The 20,638-nt window shown below is 61.7% G+C and carries 17 protein-coding genes; 10 read left to right on the forward strand and 7 right to left on the reverse strand.

Going from position 1 to position 20,638, the window contains the following annotated elements; genetic code table 11:
- Positions 1–11: 11 nt before the first annotated feature.
- The 3 genes from J1G35_RS07815 to glnT are packed head-to-tail and all read right to left on the reverse strand — an operon-like array spanning position 12 to position 2,960.
- Positions 12–686: a protein glxC gene (locus J1G35_RS07815; RefSeq protein WP_027603580.1), complete on the reverse strand. Its 675-nt coding sequence runs from the start codon at positions 684–686 to the stop codon at positions 12–14.
- Between the two features lie 11 nt (positions 687–697).
- Positions 698–1,603: a glutamine amidotransferase family protein gene (locus J1G35_RS07820; RefSeq protein WP_053139530.1), complete on the reverse strand. Its 906-nt coding sequence runs from the start codon at positions 1,601–1,603 to the stop codon at positions 698–700.
- 22 nt (positions 1,604–1,625) lie between these two features.
- Complete coding sequence (gene glnT / locus J1G35_RS07825; RefSeq protein ID WP_053139533.1) at positions 1,626–2,960, reverse strand: type III glutamate--ammonia ligase; 1,335 nt, start codon at positions 2,958–2,960, stop codon at positions 1,626–1,628.
- A gap of 282 nt (positions 2,961–3,242) precedes the next feature.
- On the opposite strand from glnT, the gene J1G35_RS07830 reads away from it, so the two are divergent.
- The 7 genes from J1G35_RS07830 to J1G35_RS07860 all read left to right on the forward strand — a co-directional run bounded on the left by J1G35_RS07830 (position 3,243) and on the right by J1G35_RS07860 (position 10,955).
- Entirely contained in the window at positions 3,243–3,842 is a 600-nt protein-coding gene (locus tag J1G35_RS07830; RefSeq protein ID WP_053139883.1) for a helix-turn-helix domain-containing protein, read from the forward strand.
- A 344-nt stretch (positions 3,843–4,186) separates the two neighbouring features.
- Positions 4,187–5,053, forward strand: coding sequence for a formyltetrahydrofolate deformylase (gene purU, locus J1G35_RS07835; RefSeq protein WP_053139535.1), 867 nt, complete (start codon positions 4,187–4,189; stop codon positions 5,051–5,053).
- Complete coding sequence (folD, locus tag J1G35_RS07840) at positions 5,050–5,955, forward strand: bifunctional methylenetetrahydrofolate dehydrogenase/methenyltetrahydrofolate cyclohydrolase FolD (protein WP_053139537.1); 906 nt, start codon at positions 5,050–5,052, stop codon at positions 5,953–5,955. The genes purU and folD overlap by 4 nt, the downstream gene beginning before the upstream one ends.
- Positions 5,937–7,178 carry an FAD-dependent oxidoreductase gene (locus tag J1G35_RS07845; protein WP_053139539.1) on the forward strand — a complete coding sequence of 414 codons (1,242 nt, stop codon included), beginning with the start codon at positions 5,937–5,939 and terminating at the stop codon, positions 7,176–7,178. The genes folD and J1G35_RS07845 overlap by 19 nt, the downstream gene beginning before the upstream one ends.
- 13 nt (positions 7,179–7,191) lie before the next feature.
- Positions 7,192–7,491: a sarcosine oxidase subunit delta gene (locus J1G35_RS07850; RefSeq protein ID WP_223014388.1), complete on the forward strand. Its 300-nt coding sequence runs from the start codon at positions 7,192–7,194 to the stop codon at positions 7,489–7,491.
- A complete protein-coding gene (locus J1G35_RS07855; RefSeq protein WP_223014390.1) occupies positions 7,488–10,385 on the forward strand; it encodes a 2Fe-2S iron-sulfur cluster-binding protein in 2,898 nt (965 codons plus the stop codon). Before J1G35_RS07850 ends, J1G35_RS07855 begins: the two co-directional genes overlap by 4 nt.
- Before the next feature lie 3 nt (positions 10,386–10,388).
- Positions 10,389–10,955: a sarcosine oxidase gene (locus J1G35_RS07860; RefSeq protein ID WP_223014392.1), complete on the forward strand. Its 567-nt coding sequence runs from the start codon at positions 10,389–10,391 to the stop codon at positions 10,953–10,955.
- Here the strand turns inward: J1G35_RS07860 and J1G35_RS07865 are convergent.
- Positions 10,943–12,349 (reverse strand): cytosine permease, encoded by a 1,407-nt coding sequence (locus J1G35_RS07865; protein WP_223014394.1) that lies wholly within the window; start codon positions 12,347–12,349, stop codon positions 10,943–10,945. The two genes, J1G35_RS07860 and J1G35_RS07865, sit on opposite strands and share 13 nt — an antisense overlap.
- A 322-nt stretch (positions 12,350–12,671) precedes the next feature.
- On the opposite strand from J1G35_RS07865, the gene J1G35_RS07870 reads away from it, so the two are divergent.
- Both J1G35_RS07870 and J1G35_RS07875 read left to right on the forward strand, forming a co-directional pair.
- The gene (locus tag J1G35_RS07870) at positions 12,672–13,157 is read left to right on the forward strand and encodes a flavin reductase family protein (protein WP_053139548.1); all 486 of its coding nucleotides are present in this window, start codon (positions 12,672–12,674) and stop codon (positions 13,155–13,157) included.
- 194 nt (positions 13,158–13,351) lie between these two features.
- The gene (locus J1G35_RS07875) at positions 13,352–14,395 is read left to right on the forward strand and encodes an LLM class flavin-dependent oxidoreductase (RefSeq protein ID WP_223014396.1); all 1,044 of its coding nucleotides are present in this window, start codon (positions 13,352–13,354) and stop codon (positions 14,393–14,395) included.
- A gap of 50 nt (positions 14,396–14,445) precedes the next feature.
- On the opposite strand, the gene J1G35_RS07880 is transcribed toward J1G35_RS07875, so the two are convergent.
- Positions 14,446–15,747 carry an Nramp family divalent metal transporter gene (locus tag J1G35_RS07880; protein WP_074846027.1) on the reverse strand — a complete coding sequence of 434 codons (1,302 nt, stop codon included), beginning with the start codon at positions 15,745–15,747 and terminating at the stop codon, positions 14,446–14,448.
- Positions 15,748–15,989: 242 nt separating this feature from the next.
- Here J1G35_RS07880 and J1G35_RS07885 point away from each other — a divergent pair, with 242 nt between their 5' ends.
- The gene (locus J1G35_RS07885; RefSeq protein ID WP_223014398.1) at positions 15,990–18,398 is read left to right on the forward strand and encodes a glucose/quinate/shikimate family membrane-bound PQQ-dependent dehydrogenase; all 2,409 of its coding nucleotides are present in this window, start codon (positions 15,990–15,992) and stop codon (positions 18,396–18,398) included.
- Positions 18,399–18,497: 99 nt separating this feature from the next.
- Here the strand turns inward: J1G35_RS07885 and J1G35_RS07890 are convergent, their stop codons facing one another.
- Together J1G35_RS07890 and J1G35_RS07895 are read right to left on the reverse strand one after the other, a co-directional pair.
- Positions 18,498–19,241 (reverse strand): hypothetical protein, encoded by a 744-nt coding sequence (locus tag J1G35_RS07890; RefSeq protein WP_053139560.1) that lies wholly within the window; start codon positions 19,239–19,241, stop codon positions 18,498–18,500.
- A 117-nt stretch (positions 19,242–19,358) separates the two neighbouring features.
- Complete coding sequence (locus tag J1G35_RS07895) at positions 19,359–20,585, reverse strand: XylR family transcriptional regulator (protein ID WP_223014400.1); 1,227 nt, start codon at positions 20,583–20,585, stop codon at positions 19,359–19,361.
- Positions 20,586–20,638 lie beyond the last annotated feature (53 nt).

Genomic DNA, 20,638 nt, shown 5'->3' on the forward strand with positions numbered 1-20,638 from the left:
GAAGCTCCTGATCAGTACGCGGAGGCGTTATCGACTTTGAAGTTGTAGAGTTGACGGGCCGAGCCGTAGCGCTTGAAATCCGCCGCCTGGTGGGCGAAGCCGGCGCGGTCGAGCAGTTCCTGCAACTCTTGCAGGTGCTCGCTGCGCATCTCTTTTTCGACGCAGTCCGAGCCAAGGGACTCCACCGTGCCTTTCACGTAGATGTGGGTTTCGTAGAGCGAATCGCCCAGCGCATCGCCGGCGTCGCCGCACACCACCAGGCGCCCGGCCTGGCCCATGAAACAGCTCATATGGCCGATGCTGCCGCCGACGACGATGTCGATGCCCTTCATGGAGATCCCGCAACGCGCGCCCGCATCGCCCTCGATCACCAGCAAACCGCCATGGGCCGTGGCCCCGGCCGCCTGGGACGCGCTGCCTTTGACACGCACCGAGCCGGACATCATGTTCTCGGCGCAGCCCACGCCGACATTGCCGTGCACGGTGATCGAGGCCTGCTGGTTCATGCCCGCGCAGTAGTAGCCGGCGTGGCCCTCGATATCGATGGACACGGCCTGGTTCACCCCCACCGCGAGGTTGTGCTTGCCGTTGGAATGGGTCACGCGCCACTCGTTGTCGATGGCCTGGGCGTGCAGCGCCTGGTTGAGGTCACGCACGGTGGCGGTGGAAAGATCGATGGTTTTCATGTGTGCGCTCCTTAAGCTGACTGGCGTTCCCAGATGTACAACGTGGCCGGTGCCGGCTCCCAGATCCGCGCGTTCTCGATGCCCGGCAGGCTCGACAGCGCCTGGTATTCGGAGGCCATGGCGACGTAGTCGTCGGTCTCGGCCAAGATCGCTGGCTTGCACGCAATCGGGTCACGGATCACCGCAAAGCCGTTGCGCGTGCCGATGGCGAAGGTGAAGAAGCCGTCGAGGTCTTCCAGGGCATGGTCCAGCGCCTCTTTGAGCGAGTCACCCTGTTGCAGGCGCCAGGTCAGGTAGCCGGCGGCGACTTCGGTGTCGTTGTCGGTTTCGAAGTGGATGCCTTCGCGCTTGAGCTCCTGGCGCAGGCGGAAGTGGTTGGACAGCGAGCCGTTGTGCACCAGGCACAGGTCGGCGCCGGTGGAGAACGGGTGGCTGCCTTCCATGGTCACCGCGCTTTCGGTGGCCATGCGCGTGTGGCCGATGATGTGGCTGCCCTGCATGTTTGCCAGGCCGAAGCGTTGGGAAATTTCCTGGGGCAGGCCCATGCCCTTGAGGATCTCGATGCTCTGCCCGGCGCTCATGATGCGCACGCTCGGCGCCAGTTCGGCCAGGGCCAGGCGCACCGGGGCTTCGTCGGCGTGGATCTTCAATACAGCGGCGCTGGCGTTCTGGAACCAGTCCAGGGAACAGCCGAGGCGCCCTTCCAGCTCGCCCATCAAGCCTTTCCAATCGAAGGCTTCGGTGGTGGCTTGCAGGGTCAGCTTGACCCAGCCATCGGCGACTTCATCGCCGTAGATGGCGAAACCGGCGCTGTCCGGGCCACGGTCAGTCATGGCTTGCAGCATGGGTTCAAACAGCTTGCCGAGCTGGGGTTCCAGCTGCGGATTCTTCAGGTACAGGCCTACGATTCCACACATAACAAGTCTCCGTCACACGGTGTCAGAAAAATTCGGTATAGCGCTGGATTTCCCAGTCGCTCACATGGCGGCTGTACTCCACCCACTCCATGCGCTTGAGCTTGATGAACTCGCCCACGATCTGCGGGCCGAGCACTTCGGCGAACAGCGCGTCGGCTTCCAGCGCGTCGCAGGCTTCCTTGAGGGATTGCGGCAGGGTCTTGATGCCGCGCTCGGCGATCTGCTCGAGGCTCAGGCTGTAGAGGTTTTCGTTGCAGACGTGGTCGATTTCCAGCTGGCGATCGATACCGTCCAGGCCTGCGGCGATGATCGCGGCGCTGACCAGGTAGGGGTTGCAGCCGGCATCCGGCAGGCGGAACTCCAGGCGGCCATACGGCACGCGGACCATGGCCGAGCGGTTGTTGGCGCCAAACGCGATAAAGGCCGGGGCCCAGGTGGCGCCGGACAACGAGTTGCCGACCACCAGGCGCTTGTAGGAGTTGACCGTGGGCGCGGCGAACGCACACAGCGCCGGGCCATGGGCGAGCAAGCCGGCGGCGAAGTGATAGGCGAGTTTCGACAGGCCCATGCCGCTCGGGTCGCTGGCGTCATGGAACAGGTTTTTGTTCTCGGCGCTGCTGATCGACAGGTGAAAGTGCATGCCGTTGCCGGCGCGTTTCGGGTCGGGCTTGGGCATGAAGGAGCAGATCATGCCCAGGTCATTGGCGATCTCGCCGGCGGCCATGCGGAAGAAGGTGAAACGGTCGGCGGAGGTCAAGGCGTCGCTGTAGGTGTAATTGATCTCGAACTGGCCGTTGGCGTCCTCGTGGTCAATTTGATAGACCTCGAAATCCACCGCCTGCAAGGCTTCGGTCAGGCGCTCGAGGAACACCCGCGAACGCGACAGGCCCTTGTAGTCGTAGCAAGGCTTGTCGAGGTTGTCGCTGGGGTCTACCAGTTGCAGCTTGCCGTGCTCGTCGCGGCGCATCAGGTTGAACTCGGGCTCCAGGCCAGTGTTCAACGTCCAACCCTTGTCCTGCAGGCGCTGCACTTGTTGCTGCAACACGTAGCGGCTGTCGTAGGGATGAGGCTTGCCGTCGACATGCCCGACGCACACCACGCGCCCATAACCTGGCTGCCAGGGGACCGGGGTCAAGGTCGACAGATCGCCGCGCGCCATGAAGTCCGGACCGTGGGGCTCCATGCCCATGCCGCTGATGGCAAACCCGGCAAACCCTGCGCCCTCTTCGGCCACGGTCTTGAGCCCGCAGATGGGCACCGACTTGGTCTTGGCCGCACCGTGTATATCCACAAACTGCGCAAGCACGTATTTGATCCCGTGCTTGTCGATGATGCGCTGGGTTTCTGCTGGCAACATTGCGTGTCACTCCTCGCGAAAGGCAAAACCGTGTGGGTGGGCCTAGGCTGTCTTTTTATTCCTAAAAAGAAAGTTAGTTTCCCTACAGGAATGCAATACCCTTGCCAGATTTGTGATCGACACATCGAAGTGGGTGGAGCTGCGCTTTTGTGCTGTATATATGGGAAAATTCTTTTCCCCGCAGGAATACGCACAGCGGGGTGGCCTTCAAGCGCCAGACCTTGCACTTTCCCAGTGCGAAAATAATATTACTGAACGGAAACCGTGCAGGAGCCGATGATCATGTCCACCGAAACCGCCCCGCGCCTCAAGCTCGAGCAATACCTGGGGCTGCAGATCAAACGCCAGCGCCAGGCCCAGGACCTGAAGCTGTCCGACGTGGCGAAGATTGCCGATATCAGCCAGGGCATGTTGAGCAAGATCGAGAACGCCCAGGTCTCCACCAGCCTCGATACCTTGAGCCGCCTGTGCGATGTACTCGGGCTGCCGCTATCGAAGTTATTCAGCGAATACGACCAGCAGGATGGCAGCGCCTTGCTGGTCAAGGCCGACCAGGGCATGGAAGTGGTGCGCCGTGGGACCGAGAAAGGGCATACCTATCACCTGCTCAACCACACGCGCGGGCCGAAGAAGAGCTTCGAGGCGTACATGGTCAGCATGGATGACGCCAGTGAGGAGTTTCCGACCTTTGCCCATCCAGGGACGGAGTTTCTGCATTTGCTGGAGGGGGAGTTGATTTACCGGCATGGCAACCAGCTGTATCGGATGGAGGCCGGGGACAGCTTGACGTTTGAAGGCGAGATTCCACACGGGCCGGAGCAGTTGGTGCAGGTGCCGATTCGGTTGTTGTCGATCATGAACTACGGCAACGACAAGGAATAATCCGAACTCGCGATACACCTGAAGCACAGAGATTCAACTGTGGGAGGGGGCTTGCTCCCGATAAGGGAATGTCAGTGAATGCATTTGTCATTGACCCACCCTTATCGGGAGCAAGCCCCCTCCCACATTTTTGACTGCATTCGATGCCGTCCTGCCCGCTAAAAATTTCCCCTCAGTTAAAAAACTTTCCCAAAACCCCTAGACGCCCTGTCCCCATTCCCCTATAAAGCCACTTCAGGAATATTTTATTCCCCACAAGAAAACGCGCTCAAGGAATGAGCCTGCTGTCCTCAGACATTTTTTCGCTATGCGATGAGCTGCCGCCATCATCCCGAGGACGTGTCATGCAACACGAAAAAAACCATTTCATCATCAAGGTGACGTGCCCCGCCGTGTCCGGCATCGTCGCTGCCGTCACCACTTACCTGGCGGACAAGGCGTGCTACATCGGGGAAATGGCGCAGTTCGACGATGACTTCAGCGGCCGCTTTTTCATGCGTGCCGTGTTCCGTTTCAACGATGGCCACACAGGCGACCTCCAAGAGATCAGAGACGGTTTCGCCGATGTCGCCCAGGCCTTCGACATGCAGTGGGAGCTGCACGACACCCGCGAGCCGATGCGCGTGATGCTGATGGTGAGCAAGTTCGACCACTGCCTCACCGACCTGCTCTACCGCTACCACAAGGGCGAGATGGACATGACCATCACCGCCATCGTCTCCAACCACCTCGACCTGCGGCCGATGGCCGAGCGCGAGGGCATTCGCTTTATCTACCTGCCGGTGTCCAAGGACAACAAGGCCGCGCAGGAAGCCGAGTTGATGAAGATCGTCGACGACACCCGCACCGAGCTGGTGGTGTTGGCGCGCTACATGCAGATCCTCTCCGACGACCTGTGCCGGCAACTGTCGGGGCGGGCGATCAATATCCACCATTCGTTCCTGCCCGGTTTCAAGGGAGCCAAGCCCTATCACCAGGCTTATCAACGCGGCGTGAAGTTGATCGGTGCCACTGCGCACTATGTGACCAGCGACCTGGATGAGGGCCCGATCATCGAGCAGGAAGTGCAGCGCGTCGACCACGTGTACAAGCCCGACGACCTCGTCGCCATCGGCCGCGACACCGAAACCGTCGCCCTGTCCAAGGCGGTCAAGTACCACCTGGAGCACCGGGTCTTCCTCAATCAGGACAGAACGGTGGTGTTCCGGTGAGCGCGCATAAACTGATCGACGGCAAAGCCGCTGCGGCGCGCGTGCTGCTGCAAGTGCGCGAGGACGTGGCGCGTCTGCATGGGCAGGATATTCAACCGGCGCTGGCGGTGATCCTGGTGGGCAGCGACCCGGCCAGCCAGGTCTATGTGCGCAACAAGATCCTGCGCGCCGAAGAGGTGGGCATCCGCTCCGTGGAGCATCGCCTGCCCGGCGATACCAGCACCGAACAATTGTTGATCCTGATCGGCCAATTGAATGCCGACCCGGCGATCCACGGCATCCTCCTGCAATTGCCGTTGCCGGCGCAGATGGACGAACTGCGCGCCCTTGAGGCCATCGCGCCGGACAAGGACGTCGACGGTTTTCACAGCCAGAACGTCGGCGGCCTCAGCCAGGGCCGCGCAGTGCTCACGCCATGCACCCCGAGCGGTTGCCTGTATCTGTTGGAGCAAACCTGCGGCGACCTGCGTGGCAAACACGCGGTGGTGATCGGCCGTTCGAACATCGTCGGCAAGCCCATGGCCGCGCTGCTGCTCAAGGCGGATTGCTCGGTGACCGTGCTGCATTCGCGCAGCCACGACGCCCAGGCCCTGTGTCGCCAGGCCGATATCGTGATCGCCGCCGTGGGCCGCGCCCGCTTGATTGACGCGAGCTGGTTGAAGCCCGGCGCGGTGGTGATTGATGTCGGCATCAACCGCATCGACGACGACGGCCGCAGCCGCCTGGTGGGTGATGTCGACTTCGACAGCGCCCTGCCCCATGTCGCCGCCATCACCCCGGTGCCCGGCGGTGTCGGGCCGATGACCATTGCCTTCCTGATGAAAAACACCGTGGCCGCCGCCCTGGCGCAACACCACGCCCTACGCAGCCAATCGGAGGCCGTATGCCATTCAATCTATTGAAATACGGGCTGAGTTCGGAGTACCCGGTGGAGGTGGATCTGCCACCGCCCAAGGAACTCAAGTCGAGTTACGACGTGGTGATCATCGGTGCCGGCGGCCATGGCCTGGCGACGGCCTACTACCTGGCCAAGTACCACGGCATCACCAATATCGCAGTGCTGGAAAAGGCCTACCTGGGCGGCGGTAATACCGCGCGCAATACGGCGGTGATCCGCTCCAACTACCTCACCAGCGAAGGCGTTCGTTTCTATGCCGAGTCGGTGAAGATGTTCCAGTCGCTGTCCAACGAATTCGATTTCAACATCATGTACTCCGAGCGCGGCCAACTGACCCTGGCCCACACCGACGCCACCGTGCGTTCGTTCCGCCAGCGTGCCGAGGTCAACAAACACTTCGGCGGGCGTACCGAGATGATCGACCGCCAGCAGATCCGCGAGCTGGTGCCCAGCCTCAACCTCGACCCCGGCCACTTGCCGGTAATCGCCGGGCTCTGGCATATCGACGGCGCCACCGCGCGTCACGATGCCGTGGCCTGGGGCTACGCCAAGCAGGCGGCCAAGCGCGGCGTGGAAATCCATCAGCTCACTGAAGTGCAGGACCTGGTGATCGAGAACGGCGCCATCACCGCAGTGAAAACCAATCGCGGCACCATCCAGTGCGGCTGCGCGGTGCAGGCGATTGCCGGGCACAGCTCGCTGCTGATGGCCAAGGCCGGTATCCGTTCGCCGATCCAGACCTTCCCGTTGCAGGCCATGGTCACCCAGCCGTTCAAGCCGTTCCTCGACCCGTTGGTGAGTTCCTCGGCCCTGCACTGCTACGTGCAGCAAACCAGCCGTGGCGAAGTGGTGTTCGGTGGCGGTTCCGACCCGTACCCGCTGTTCAACACGCGCTCGACCCTGGACCTCAAGGAAAGCCTGTTGGCCCATGCCATCGAGATGTTTCCGTTCCTGGCCAACGCCAAGTTGATGCGCCAGTGGGCCGGGATCACCGACATGACCCCCGACTACAGCCCGATCATGGGCCTGTCGCCGGTGAAGAATTACTACCTTGACGCCGGCTGGGGCACCTGGGGCTTCAAGGCCACGCCGATCTGCGGCAAGACCATGGCCGAGCTGGTCGCCAGCGGCGGCAAGGTGCCGGACTTGATCAAGCCCTTCGGCCTCGAACGTTTCTCGACCTTCCAGCAAGTCAACGAAATGGGCGCCACAGCGGCCAGCCACTGACGGAGAGCAGACGATGAAAATCATGATTTGCCCGCTCAACGGGCCGCGCAATATCAGCGAGTTCACCTACGGCGGTGAATTCAAACCGATGCGCGATCCGGTGACCTGCAGCGATGCCGAATGGGCCGACTACGTGTTCAACACCGACAACCTCGCCGGTGTGGTGCGCGAATGGTGGATGCACACGCCGTCCAGTTACTGGTTCCTCGCCGAGCGCCACACGGTCACCGACGAGATCCTGCGCACCTTCGATCCGCGCGAAGTGTTCACCACCCGCGTCGACTTCACCACCGCCAAGGAGATCGCCGGATGAACCGCCTCCCCGCCCCCATGGGCTTGCTGATCCAGCGTGACCAGCCACTCGATTTCAGTTTCGACGGCCTGCCCTACCAAGGTTTACAGGGCGACAGCATCGCCAGCGCGCTGCTCGCCAACGGGCGCTTCCTGATGTCGCGCTCGTTCAAATACCACCGCCCACGCGGCCCATTGACCATGGCCGGCCATGACGCCAACAGCCTGGTGCAACTGCCCCGCGAACCCAACGTATTGGCCGATGCCCACGCGCTGTCCGCCGGCCTGGCGGTGACGGCGCAGAACGTCAACGGCTCGCTGGACAACGACAAGGACGCCTACCTGGGCAAGTTCTCCAAGTTCATGCCAGTGGGTTTCTACTACCGTTCGTTCTACAAGCCCAAGGGCATGTGGAAAGTCTGGGAGCCGATCATCCGCAAAAAGGCCGGCCTGGGCGTGCTCGACCTGACGTTCCAACCCGAGTACTACGACAAGGCCTACCTGTTCACCGACCTCGCCGTGATCGGCGCCGGCCCCGCTGGCTTGCAGGCCGCGCTGACCGCCGCGAATGCCGGCGCCAAGGTGCTGCTGATCGAGCAGCAGCCTATTCTTGGCGGGTCGCTGACCTACGCGCGCTTCGATATTGCCGGCACCCGTGCCGACACCCTGCGCCGCGAGTTGCTCGGCGCGGTGCAGCAACACGCGAATATCCAGGTGCTCACCGACGCCACCTGCAATGCCTGGTTCACCGACAACTACCTGCCGGTGATCCAGGGCAAGCGCCTGTACAAAGTGCGCGCGCAACAGTGCCTGGTGTGCAGCGGTTCGTTCGACCAACCGGTGGTCTTCCGCAACAACGACCTGCCGGGGGTGATGCTCACCAGCGCCGCGCAACGCCTGATGAAGCTCTATGCGGTCAAGCCCGGCAAGCGCGCAGTGGTACTCACCGGCAACGATGACGGCTACCTCGCCGCCCTCGACCTGCATGACCAGGGCGTGGACGTGGCCGCCGTGATCGACCTGCGTCACGCCCCGGCGGACAAAGCCCTGCCGGGTGCCCTGGCCCAGCGCAAGATCCCGTGCCTGAGCAACAGCACGGTGTTCGAGGCCCTGCATGAAAAAGGCCTGCGCCATGTGAAGGGCGTCGATGTGCGCCAGATCACCGGCCAGGGCCAGATCAGCGCCAGCGCGCAAGTGATCGACTGCGACCTGCTGTGCATGTCGGCCGGTTATATGCCGGTCTATCAGCTGCTGTGCCAGGCCGGTGGCAAGCTGGCCTATGACGACTCACGGGCAGAGTTCAGCCTCAGTGGCCTGCCGCGCAACCTGGGCGTGGCCGGTTCCGTACACGGTCGGCATCAGCTGGACAATGTGCTGGCGGATGCGACCAACGCCGCCGCCGACAGCCTGCGCACCCTCGGTTTGACCAGCGCCAGCCCGCCTGCAGCGCTGCGCAGTGAAGCCCAGGTCAACTTCCACTGGCCGATCTTCCCGCACCCCAAGGGCAAGGATTTCGTCGACTTCGACGAAGACCTGCAAGTGGCGGACATCGTCAACGCCACCCGCATCGGCTACCGCGATGTGCAGTTGGTCAAGCGTTACTCCACGGTCGGCATGGGCCCGTCCCAGGGGCGTCACTCGGCGCTGCCGACCGCACGGCTGGTGGCCTGGGCGACCCAGCGCACTATCAGCGAAACCGGGGTCACCACCGCACGCCCGCCGTTCGTGGCGGAGAAACTCGCGCATGTCGCCGGACGCGCCTTCGACCCCTACCGCCAAACGCCGATGCACGCGCGCCATGTGCAAGCCGGGGCGAAGATGATGCCCGCTGGTATCTGGCAGCGCCCGGCCTATTACGGCAAGGCCCAGGACCGCGAAGCGTGCATGCAGGCCGAAGCGCTGCACGTGCGCAACAAGGTCGGGCTCATCGATGTGTCCACACTCGGTGGCCTGGACGTGCGCGGCCCGGACGCCGCCGAATTGCTCAACCGCATGTACACCTTCGCGTTCCTCAAGCAGCCGGTGGGCCGTTCGCGTTATGCGCTGATGACCAACGAACACGGCGTGGTGATCGACGACGGCGTGTGCGCGCGGCTGGCCGACAAGCATTTCTACGTCACCGCCACCACCAGCGGCGTCGACCGCATCTACCAGCAGATGCTCAAGTGGAACGCGCAGTGGCGCCTGGACGTGGACGTGACCAACGTCACGGCGGCGATCTGTGCGGTGAACGTGGCCGGGCCGGATTCGCGCAAGGTGCTGGAGCAGGTGTGCAACGACCTCGACCTGAGTGCCGAAGGCTTCCCCTACCTGGGCGTGCGCCAGGGCACGGTGGCCGGAATCAAGGCACGCTTGCTGCGGGTGGGGTTTGTCGGCGAGCTGGGCTATGAAATCCACGTACCGGCACGCCACGGTCTGGCGTTGTGGGACGCGTTGATGACGGCCGGCAAGGCCTTTGACATTCGCCCCTTCGGCGTCGAAACCCAACGCCTGCTGCGCCTGGAAAAAGGCCACGTGATCATCAGCCAGGACACCGACGGCATGACTCACCCGGCAGAAATCGACATGGGCTGGGCGGTCAGCCGCAACAAGCCGTTCTTCGTCGGTCGCCGCTCGGTGGACATCCTCGAAGCCCAGCCGCTGAAACGCAAACTGGTGGGCTTCAGCCTGCCCAAGGGCAGTGTGCAACCGTTGGAAGGCCACCTGGTGCTCAACGGCGCGGACATCAGCGGCAACGTCACTTCCTGCGAATACTCCACCAGCCTGGGCCGCATCATCGGCCTGGCCTACGCCGGGATCGACCAGAGCACACCGGGGCAGCGCATTCCGATTCGCGTCGAGGGCGGCATCGTCGTCCAGGCCGAGGTGGTGCAACTGCCGTTCTTCGACCCCACCAACCAACGCCAGGAGGGTTAAGCCATGACCAGTCTGAAAGCCCACGAATTGTTCACGCCGCCCTGCCAACTGCACGACCAGACCGACCTGCCCCGGGTCGGCTTTCGCGGCGCACAAAGCGCCGAGTACCTTACCGCGCGCGGCTTCACGTTGCCGGGCGCGCCCAACCTAGCCAGCGCGCAAGCGGACGGCAGCTGGGTGGCGCGCCTGTCGCAGAACGAATACCTGGTGCTGGGCAGCCCGCAGGATCAGGGGCAGCGCATTGCCGATGAAGAAGCGCGTTGGGAACTGGACCACCGCGCCAATTACCTGCTACCGCGTCAGGACAGCCATGCCTGCGTGCGGCTCAGCGGGGGGGTGATTGCGCGGGTGATGGCGAAGCTGTGCGGGGTGGATCTCAGTTTCCCGGCCTTCACGCCGGGGGCGGTGGCGCAGACGTCGGTGGCGCGGGTCAATGCGATTGTCATCCACACAGGGAGTGTGGAGCTGCCAGCGTTTCATATCCTCTGGGATCGCGCCTCGAAGGAATACTTCGAGGACGCGTTGCGGGATGCGTTGGAGGAGTTCGGCGGAGTGGCTCAGTCGGTATAGCCCAACCGCGCCGCCCGGATCTTCTGGGTGTGTTGACGTGTCGCCAGGCAGTAATACAACGGGCACGTCACCACCAATCCCACCAGCCACGACAGGTCCGCGCCTTCCACCAGGTTGGCCCATGGCCCCACATACAGCGACGTATTGGCAAACGGCAGTTGCACGATGATGCCGATGAAGTACGCCACGATCGCATGCAGGTTGAAACGCCCATACACCCCGCCATCCGCCTGGAAAATCGAGGCAATGTCGTAGACCCCGCGCTTGATGATGTAGAAGTCGATCAGGTTGATCGACGCCCACGGCACCAGCACCAGCAACAGCGCGAGGATCAGGCCGATAAATTGCGAGATGAAGTCCGCCGAGGCACCCAACGCCACCACGCAGCAACCGGCCAGGACCACGCCCGACAGCAACACACGCACCTTGATGCTCGGGGTCCAGTGGCTGGCGAAGGTCTGGACCGAGGTGATGATCGACAGCACCGCGCCGTACAGATTCAGGGCGTTGTGGCTGATGATATTGAGCAGGAACAGCACCATCAGGATCGGCCCCAGCCAGCCGGTGGCTTGCTTGACCGCGACCATGGCTTCGGTGCCTTCGGGCGTGGCCAGTGCGGCTACCAAGCCAAAGGCGAAGGACAGGATGGTGCCAAGGGTGGCGCCCAGGTAGGTCGCAATGAACGGCCGGGTGATGCCGATGTCCGCCGGCAGGTAGCGCGAGTAGTCGCTGGTGTAGGGCGAAAAGCTGATCTGCCAGATCACCCCCAGCGACACGGTGGCCAACCAGCCCGCCGCGTTGAAGCCGCCTCGGGTCAGGAAGTCTGCCGGCAGGTCATGGGCGAAGATGTAGATAAAACCGGCCAGCAACGCGCTGCCCATCACCCAGGTGCCGATGCGGTTGAGGGTATGGATAAAGCGGTAGCCGATCACGCCGATGGCGGTGGCGCTGAGGGCGCCGATCAGGATGCTCGCCGGCACCGGCACCGACGGCACAATGCCAACGATGGACTTGCCGGCCAGGACGATATTGGAGATGAAAAAGCCGATGTAGATCAGTGCGGCGAAGAACACGATCAGCAGCGCACCGTAACGGCCGAACTGGCCACGGCTCTGCACCATCTGCGGGATGCCCATGCGCGGGCCCTGGGCCGATGCGAGGGCAATCACGATGCCGCCGAGCAGATGCCCGAGGGCAATCGCCAGCAGCCCCCACGCCAGATTGAGATGGAACACCTGGGCCACCATGGCACCCGTGACGATCGGCAGCGGTGCGATGTTGGTGCTGAACCATAAGGTGAACAGGTCGCGGGCCTTTCCATGGCGCTCTGCGAGGGGGACGTAATCGACCGTGTGATGCTCGATCAGGGGGTCTTGCCGGGACATCTGGGGCATGGAAATGAACTCGCGTTTGTCTGATCTTATAGTTGTTTGACGCCAAACCGGGGGAGCTCTCTGGCCGCCCCTCAGATGAACACCATATTATGGTATTCCAACATTTTCACAAGACTGATCCGTAGTTTCAGCGCCCATCTGATCCGCAAGTGTGCCACAGGGCACCCTGTTATTTCCTGCCATGGCGCCCGTATTTATTGGCTATAAGACCCAGCCTTGACGTTCATCGGGCGATTGAAAAAGCGGTTGCATCGATTGTATTACGGTATACCATCAGACCTACAAACTCATAAGAACCGCTCTACCCGCAGAGGACCGTCCCATGATCGATGCCGCTATCTACAAACAAGTGATGGGTTCGTTTCCGTCCGGGGTCACCGTGATCACCACGCTGGATGACGACGGACAAATCGTCGGGCTGACCGCCAGTGCCTTCAGCTCGTTGTCCATGGACCCGGCGCTGGTGCTGTTCTGCCCCAACTACAGCTCCGACTCGTACCCGGTGTTGATCAAGAACAAACGCTTTGCCATTCATGTGCTTTCCGGTGGGCAGCAAACCGAAGCCTATGCCTTTGCGCGCAAGGGCAAGGACAAGGCCCAGGGCATCGAATGGACGCTCAGTGAGTTGGGCAACCCGATCCTGGCCAATGCCACGGCGGTGATCGAGTGCGAGTTGTGGCGCGAATATGAAGGCGGCGATCACGCGATCATGGTCGGCGCGGTGAAGAACCTGATCGTGCCCCAGCACAACGCCGGGCCACTGGTGTATTGCCACGGCAAGATGGGCGCCCTGCCGCTGCCGGCCTGAGCCCCTCCCAAAGTTTGATTGCGGATGTCAGCCCGGTAACCGGTTGAGAGAAAAATTTTGCGGACATTCCGTATTATGGTATACCAACAATCAATCCGCCAAACAGCCGTCGTCACTGGCAGGCTTCACATTGGCGAGAGCACTTAAGGGCCCGCAGTCGACAGGCCGATCACAATAGATCCGAGGTAAGCGTCATGAAGTTTTCCCTGTTCGTACACATGGAACGTTGGGACGAAAGTGTCAGCCACCGTCAGTTGTTCGAAGACCTGACTGAACTGACCCTGATGGCCGAGGCTGGTGGCTTCAGTACTGTATGGATTGGCGAACACCACGCCATGGAATACACCATCTCGCCAAGCCCGATGCCGCTGCTGGCTTACCTCGCGGCCAAGACCACCACCATTCACCTGGGCGCCGGGACCATCATCGCGCCGTTCTGGCACCCGTTGCGGGTGGCGGGCGAATGCGCGTTGCTCGACGTGATCAGCAACGGGCGCATGGAAGTCGGCCTGGCCCGTGGCGCTTACCAGGTGGAGTTCGACCGCATGGCCGGCGGCATGCCCGCTTCCAGCGGCGGCCAGGCGCTGCGCGAGATGGTGCCGGTGGTGCGTGCGTTGTGGAAAGGCGACTACGCCCACGACGGCGACATCTGGAAGTTCCCCACCTCCACCAGCGTGCCCAAACCGATCCAGCAGCCCAACCCGCCGATGTGGATCGCCGCCCGCGACCCGGACTCGCACAACTTCGCAGTCGCCAACGGCTGCAACGTGATGGTCACGCCGCTGATGAAGGGCGACGAAGAAGTCCTCGACCTGAAAAACAAATTCCAGGCCGCCCTCGACAACAACCCCGGCTTACCGCGCCCGCAACTGATGGTGCTGCGTCACACCCACGTGCATGCCGCCGATGATCCGGACGGCTGGAAAGTCGGGGCCAAGGCGATCTCGAAGTTCTATCGCACCTTCGATGCCTGGTTCGGTAATAAAGAGGTGCCGGTGAATGGCTTCCTGGCACCGAGCCCGGAAGAAAAATTCGCAGCCCGCCCGGAGTTCGAACTGGAAAGCCTGCACAAGACCGCGATGATCGGCACCGCCGAAGAAATCATCCCGCGCATCCGCTACTACCAGGAACTGGGCGTGGATGAGTTCAGCTTCTGGTGCGACAACAGCCTGCCCCATGCCGAGAAGAAGAAGTCGTTGGCACTGTTTATCGAGCAGGTGGTGCCGGCGTTTCGTTGATCGCTTGCAGGCGTCGCGCCAAACAGGTGCGACGCCTGCCCGCCCGGTCATCAACTGAACAGTTCGACACCCAATTGGAACGCGACCCACAGCGCCAGCCCCGTGGCGAAAAGCAGCGCGATATTTTCGAACAGGTTATTGCGGTACTCCTTGCTCAGCAGCGACTTCTGGTTGGACATAATCAGCAAGCCGAGGGAAATTACCGGCAGGCCAATGATGTTCAACGCGCTGACGCCGATGGTCAGCGTGACAAAGTCCGGCATGCCCGGCAGCGACCAGATCAGCGGGGTCACCAGGATGAACAACATGAACCACTTGTGCATCGGGTCATGGTGGAACTCTTTGCCGTAACGCTCACGACGTCCAGGCCGTACGTGCTGGAAGGCATCGGTGATCAGCATCGGGAAGGCCGTGGTTTTGCCGGAGATGCTGGCAAACAGCGTAGCGAATACACCGATAAAGAAAATGTACCAGCCGATCGGCCCGAAGAAGATTTCGAGCGCCTTGCCCAGGTCGCCCAAGGTCTTCACTTCAATACCGTTGGGCCGCAGGATCTCGGCGCCCACAATCCAGATCGCCAGGTTGATCACAATGCCGACGAACACGGCGAATAGCAGGTCGTTACGCTGGATGCGCTTGTGCTGTGGGCCGACCCAGCCTTTCTGGCGCATGACATAAGGGTGCACGAAGTTGGCAATCGAGCCCGCCACCGCGCCGATCACCGAGACAGCCACCAGCAACGCCCCGTGTACGCCCTCATCTGGCGGAATGCTGAAACCGATAGTCCCTTTGACAATGCCTGCCATATCCGGCCCGGACATCACCGCCAAGGCAATGAACGCCAGGGTCATGATTGCCAGCAGGCCTTTCATCACGCCTTCGATCATCGAATAGATATTGCGCCCCACCAGCAGCCACACCGCCAACACCACCGCCACCGAACACAGCAGCGCATAGTCGGTCTTGAACAGCATGGCCAGGGCTTCCCCCGCACCCTTGATCATGTAGGCATTCATCAGATGCCCCATCAGCAGCGCATACACCAGCAGGAACCAGGCGAAGAACGGGTTCAACTGGGCATAACCCTGAAGGATCGTCATGCCTTGGTTATTGCACAGCTGAAAGCGCGCAATGATGTTGACGATCAGGTACCTGAGCAGCAGAGAAACTGCCAGCACCCACATCATGGCGTAGCCGTAATTGGCACCGGCAACGGAGGAAGTAATCAAATCGCCTGCCCCCAGCCAAGACAGGACGGCGATCACGCCTGGGCCTAATAACTTGAGTAGTCGTACAACATGGCCGCTTACGGGTGCGGCAGACTTGCCTTCTATCGAAGGGAAATCGGTCATAGGGGGAGTCTCCGTTGTTTTTTTTGTGAGAGCGGAGATAGTCGAACACAATTGATATGACGTCGTATAACCAATCAGGGCGGGTATGTATTAATAAATGTTTCGTGGCGAGCGCCCCCTTGAGTGCTGATTGACCGGACAGAAAGAGGATTGGATCGCTGTGCACACGGCGAAATGTACTACCTGGTTACTTATCTTGCTAAAATCGCGTCTTTGCCCTCTCTCACTCGAGTCCTTTCGACATGAAACGAGCATCGCGCGCCACTGGCGTCTCTAGATTCTTACTCCTGGGCCTGGGCGTGATCATCGCCCTGCTCGGCCTCGCGCTGGCCGTTGGCGGCGCCAAACTGGTGAGCCTCGGTGGTTCCTGGTACTTCCTGATCGGCGGCGTGGCCATGGCGATTTCCGGCCTGTTGATTGCCCGGCGCAACACCGCCGGTGCATGGCTGTTCGCGGCGTTCCTGATCGGCACGGCCATCTGGGCGGTGGCGGATGTGGGCCTGGTGTTCTGGCCGCTGTTCTCGCGGCTGTTCATGTTTGCGGCCATCGGCCTGGTGGTGGCGCTGGTGTATCCGCTGCTGGCCGGCCGGCCCGCGCGCGGTGCCTATGGCATTGCTGCCGTGTTGGCAGTGGGCGTGGCGGTGGCGGCGGGCAATATGTTTGTCGCCCACCCCAGCGTCGCCCCGACCGGTGCTGGCCCTGGTATCACCCCGGTAGCCCCCGCCGATGCTCAGAAAGACTGGGCCCACTACGGCAACACCGAAGGTGGCAGCCGCTTCGCTGCGCTGGACCAGATCAATCGCGACAACATCAACCAGCTCAAAGTGGCGTGGACCTACCACACCGGTGACGTGGCCATCAGCGACGGCAATGGCGCCGAAGACCAACTCACGCCCCTGCAGATCGGCAACAAGGTGTTCATCTGCACCCCGCACAACAACCTGATCGCCCTCGACGCCGACACCGGCAAAGAGCTGTGGAAGAACGAAGTCAACGCCAAGTCGGCGGTGTGGCAGCGTTGCCGGGGCATGGCGTATTTCGACGCCACCGCGCCGATTGCCCAACCGACCCAGCCCAACAGCTCGCAGATCATTGCCGCCAGCGTTCCTGCCGGTGCGCAATGCCAGCGCCGCTTGCTGACCAACACCATCGATGCACGCCTGATTGCGGTCGATGCCGACACCGGTAAATTCTGCGAAGACTTCGGCACCCACGGCCAGGTGGACTTGAAAGCCGGCCTCGGCAATGTGCCGGACAGCTACTACCAGCTGTCTTCCGCACCGTTGATCGCCGGCACCACCGTCGTGGTTGGCGGCCGTGTCGCGGATAACGTCCAGACCGACATGCCAGGCGGCGTGATCCGTGGCTTTGACGTGATCAGCGGGCAAATGCGCTGGGCCTTCGACCCGGGCAACCCGGAAGACAAACAGGCCCCTACCGGCGACAAGACCTACGTGCGCAGCACCCCAAACAGCTGGGCGCCGATGTCCTACGACCCACTGATGAACACGGTCTTCCTGCCGATGGGCAGCTCGTCCACCGACATCTACGGCGTGGAACGCACCCAGCTCAACCACAAATACGGCGCTTCGGTCTTGGCGCTCGATGCCTCCACCGGGGCTGAAAAGTGGGTGTACCAGACCGTCCACAATGACCTGTGGGACTTCGACCTGCCGATGCAACCGAGCCTGATCGACTTCACCCCACCGGGCAGCGACAAGGCGGTACCGGCGGTAGTGATTGGCACCAAGGCCGGGCAGATCTATGTACTCGACCGCGCCACCGGCCAGCCGCTGACCGAGGTCAAGGATGTACCGGTCAAGGCCGCAAATATCCCCAACGAACCCTACTCGCCGACCCAGCCGAAATCCGTGGGCATGCCGCAGATTGGCGCACAAACCCTGAGCGAGTCGGACATGTGGGGCGCTACCCCGTACGACCAGTTGCTGTGCCGCATCGACTTCAAGGGCATGCGCTACGACGGCCTGTACACCGCGCCGGGCACCGATAAATCCCTGAGCTTCCCGGGTTCCCTGGGCGGCATGAACTGGGGCAGCATTTCCACCGACCCGGTGCACGGTTTTATCTTCGTCAACGACATGCGCCTGGGCCTGTGGATCCAGATGCTGCCGTCGCAGAACAAGGCCCAGTCTTCGTCCGGTGGCGAAGCGCTGAACACCGGCATGGGCGCAGTACCGCTCAAGGGCACGCCGTATGCGGTGAACAAAAACCGCTTCCTGTCGGTGGCCGGCATTCCGTGCCAGGCGCCGCCGTTCGGCACCCTCACCGCCATCGACATGAAGACCCAGAAAGTCGCGTGGCAAGTGCCGGTTGGCACCGTTGAAGACACCGGCCCGCTGGGCATCCGCATGCACCTGCCGATCAAGATCGGCCTGCCGACCCTCGGCGGCACGCTGTCGACCCAGGGCGGCCTGATCTTTATCGCCGGCACCCAGGACTTCTACCTGCGCGCCTTCAACAGCGGCAACGGTGATGAAATCTGGAAAGCCCGCCTGCCCGTCGGCAGCCAAGGCGGCCCGATGACCTACGTGTCGCCGAAAACCGGCAAGCAGTACATCGTGATCACCGCTGGCGGCGCGCGCCAGTCCACCGACCGTGGCGACTACGTGATCGCCTACGCCCTGCCATAACCCCCTCCTGGCGCGGTGCCCCGGTACCGCGCTGTCTGAAACGCCCACCTGACTGGATCGCTCTTCGAGCAAGCAATGCTCGCGTTCAAGTGCAGGCGGTCACCTCTGGATCGTATTCGCATCATTGTTTCTATCGGTCGTTATCAAAAGATAAACAGCTACCAGGAAACAGTACGCAAGCATCACCAGAGCACCCAACACCAAAATGCCATATCGGGCCATGCTCGCTTCAAACCCTATGAAATCCTCATACACCCGAACTTGCGCAACGCCGTCACTGTAACCGATGTACACGTCCTGCTCTTTTAGCGTTTTTAAATCACCCTGAAAATGAATCCAGAGCGTGTACACACCGTTTTGCACAATCGAAGGAATGACAACACTGCTGACCGGATCAGGCATCACCGTATCAGAGCGCGAATCATCCCTGATCTGGACCAGTCCCTTTGCAGGCAGCTTGATGTGTACATCCTTGATGACCTTGCTGCCGCTGTTCCTCAGCGTAATCAACAGGCTTATGGGGTAATTGTCCGGCCCTTTTTCGAACGGCGCATCGAGTAGCGCGAGATAAGGCGCCTGGCTCAGGTTAACCATTTTATCGATCTGTTCATGGCTGAGCGCACCGTCGCCAATGCGCTTGATGCTGTCATACAAATTGGCGTATTTGAGCTTTTCAGCAGTACTGCCTAAACGCTCAGAAAATTGACGAGGTGCACTTTCATACCGGTAGGACAGATCAGCCTCGAGCTTAGTGTCATCCTTGAAAGCCACGTATATCCCGGTAATTGATCCCAGCCCCGTCACTAGGGCCAACAGAAATGTTCCAACGTTTCCCCAACTCAATGTAATGCTTCCTTATTGATCATCCTGGCGTACTCACTCACCGTTTGAGCGTGCCAAGTTCCGCTACGCAGAGCAAGCGAACAGGTTGCACTTGCACACGGACAGCAGCCTAGCGAGCTAAATGACTGTGTGGTTGAACGTTGTGGATGAGTGCGACGCAGGCATCGTCCCCCCCGCGCCCTGCTGATACTCGCGGGGCGTGCAGCCAAACTCTCGCCGAAACACCGTATGCAGGTACTGCGCCGACTTGAAGCCGCACTTGGCGGCAATATCGGCAATCGCCAGTTCGTGGCTTTCCAGGCCCTTGGCGGCGGCGGCGAGTTTGAAGCGCAGGATCTCGTCATGCACGCTGCAGCCGCGCACCTTGCGAAAGTGCGCTTCCAGGGATGAGCGCGACACGCCGACATAGGCCGCCACCTGCGCGGTCTTGATGCCCTGGCAGGCGTACTGGCGGATAAACAGCAGCGCCTGCATCACGTACGGATTACCCAAGGGTTGATGCAAGCTGGAGGCCTGCACATTGATCGCCTCCGGCGGCACCAGAACCTGTGTGCCCACGCACGGTTTGCCGTGCAGCATCTGGTGCAGCAAGGCGGCGGCCGTGCGCCCCATGGTTTCCGTGCCCTGGATCACCGAACTCAGCGGCACCCGCGTGAGGGTGCGGGTCAGGGGGTCATTGTCGATGCCGATCAACGCCACTTGCTCCGGCACGGCGATGCCGGCAGTCAGGCAGGCTTGCAGCAGTTGTCGGGCGCGGGCGTCGGTGACGGCGATGATGCCGATGGGCTTGGGCAGGCTGTGCAGCCAGGCAATCTGCTGTTCCACCGCGCTGTCCCACAACGGCGCGCTGGTGCCCAGGCCGCGATACACCTCGACGTGCAAACCATCGCGTTGCAGCAGGCGGCGAAAGGCTTTTTCACGCTCCTGGGCCCAGCGATTGGCCTGGGCTTCGGGCAGGCTGAAACAGGCAAACCGCGTCAGGCCCGCTTCGATCAAGTGCTCGTAGGCCAACTTCATCAGCGCGTGGTTATCGGTCGCCACATAGGGAATACCTTTGGGATAGGCGCGCGTGTCTTCATACGAGCCACCCACCGCCACCACCGGCAAGTGGCTGTCGGCCAACGCTTCGCCGATCAGCGGGTCGTCGAAGTCGGCAATGATGCCGTCGCCCTGCCAGCGCTCGATGCCTTTGAGGCGACAGAGAAAATCCTCTTCCAGGAACAGGTCCCAGGACGCGCGCGTGCTGCTCAGGTAATTGCCGATGCCGGTGATGATGCCGCGATCATAGATTTTGCTGCCGTTGAACAACAAGGCAATGCGGTGGACGGGCGGTAGGGTTTTCATTGTTTTTGTCCTGGGGCCAGTGGCAACAGACTAGCCCTCGCCACTCAAAATCG

Origin of the sequence: Pseudomonas sp. SH10-3B (assembly GCF_019891415.1) — a bacterium.
Taxonomy (GTDB): Bacteria; Pseudomonadota; Gammaproteobacteria; order Pseudomonadales; family Pseudomonadaceae; genus Aquipseudomonas.

Excerpts from the sequence above, each read along its gene's own strand:
- J1G35_RS07815 (WP_027603580.1), bottom strand. The coding sequence starts at position 686 with ATGAAAACCATCGATCTTTCCACCGCCACCGTGCGTGACCTCAACCAG.
- J1G35_RS07820 (WP_053139530.1), bottom strand. The coding sequence starts at position 1,603 with ATGTGTGGAATCGTAGGCCTGTACCTGAAGAATCCGCAGCTGGAACCC.
- glnT (WP_053139533.1), bottom strand. The coding sequence starts at position 2,960 with ATGTTGCCAGCAGAAACCCAGCGCATCATCGACAAGCACGGGATCAAA.
- J1G35_RS07830 (WP_053139883.1), top strand. The coding sequence starts at position 3,243 with ATGTCCACCGAAACCGCCCCGCGCCTCAAGCTCGAGCAATACCTGGGG.
- purU (WP_053139535.1), top strand. The coding sequence starts at position 4,187 with ATGCAACACGAAAAAAACCATTTCATCATCAAGGTGACGTGCCCCGCC.
- J1G35_RS07845 (WP_053139539.1), top strand. The coding sequence starts at position 5,937 with ATGCCATTCAATCTATTGAAATACGGGCTGAGTTCGGAGTACCCGGTG.
- J1G35_RS07850 (WP_223014388.1), top strand. The coding sequence starts at position 7,192 with ATGAAAATCATGATTTGCCCGCTCAACGGGCCGCGCAATATCAGCGAG.
- J1G35_RS07855 (WP_223014390.1), top strand. The coding sequence starts at position 7,488 with ATGAACCGCCTCCCCGCCCCCATGGGCTTGCTGATCCAGCGTGACCAG.
- J1G35_RS07860 (WP_223014392.1), top strand. The coding sequence starts at position 10,389 with ATGACCAGTCTGAAAGCCCACGAATTGTTCACGCCGCCCTGCCAACTG.
- J1G35_RS07865 (WP_223014394.1), bottom strand. The coding sequence starts at position 12,349 with ATGCCCCAGATGTCCCGGCAAGACCCCCTGATCGAGCATCACACGGTC.
- J1G35_RS07870 (WP_053139548.1), top strand. The coding sequence starts at position 12,672 with ATGATCGATGCCGCTATCTACAAACAAGTGATGGGTTCGTTTCCGTCC.
- J1G35_RS07875 (WP_223014396.1), top strand. The coding sequence starts at position 13,352 with ATGAAGTTTTCCCTGTTCGTACACATGGAACGTTGGGACGAAAGTGTC.
- J1G35_RS07880 (WP_074846027.1), bottom strand. The coding sequence starts at position 15,747 with ATGACCGATTTCCCTTCGATAGAAGGCAAGTCTGCCGCACCCGTAAGC.
- J1G35_RS07885 (WP_223014398.1), top strand. The coding sequence starts at position 15,990 with ATGAAACGAGCATCGCGCGCCACTGGCGTCTCTAGATTCTTACTCCTG.
- J1G35_RS07895 (WP_223014400.1), bottom strand. The coding sequence starts at position 20,585 with ATGAAAACCCTACCGCCCGTCCACCGCATTGCCTTGTTGTTCAACGGC.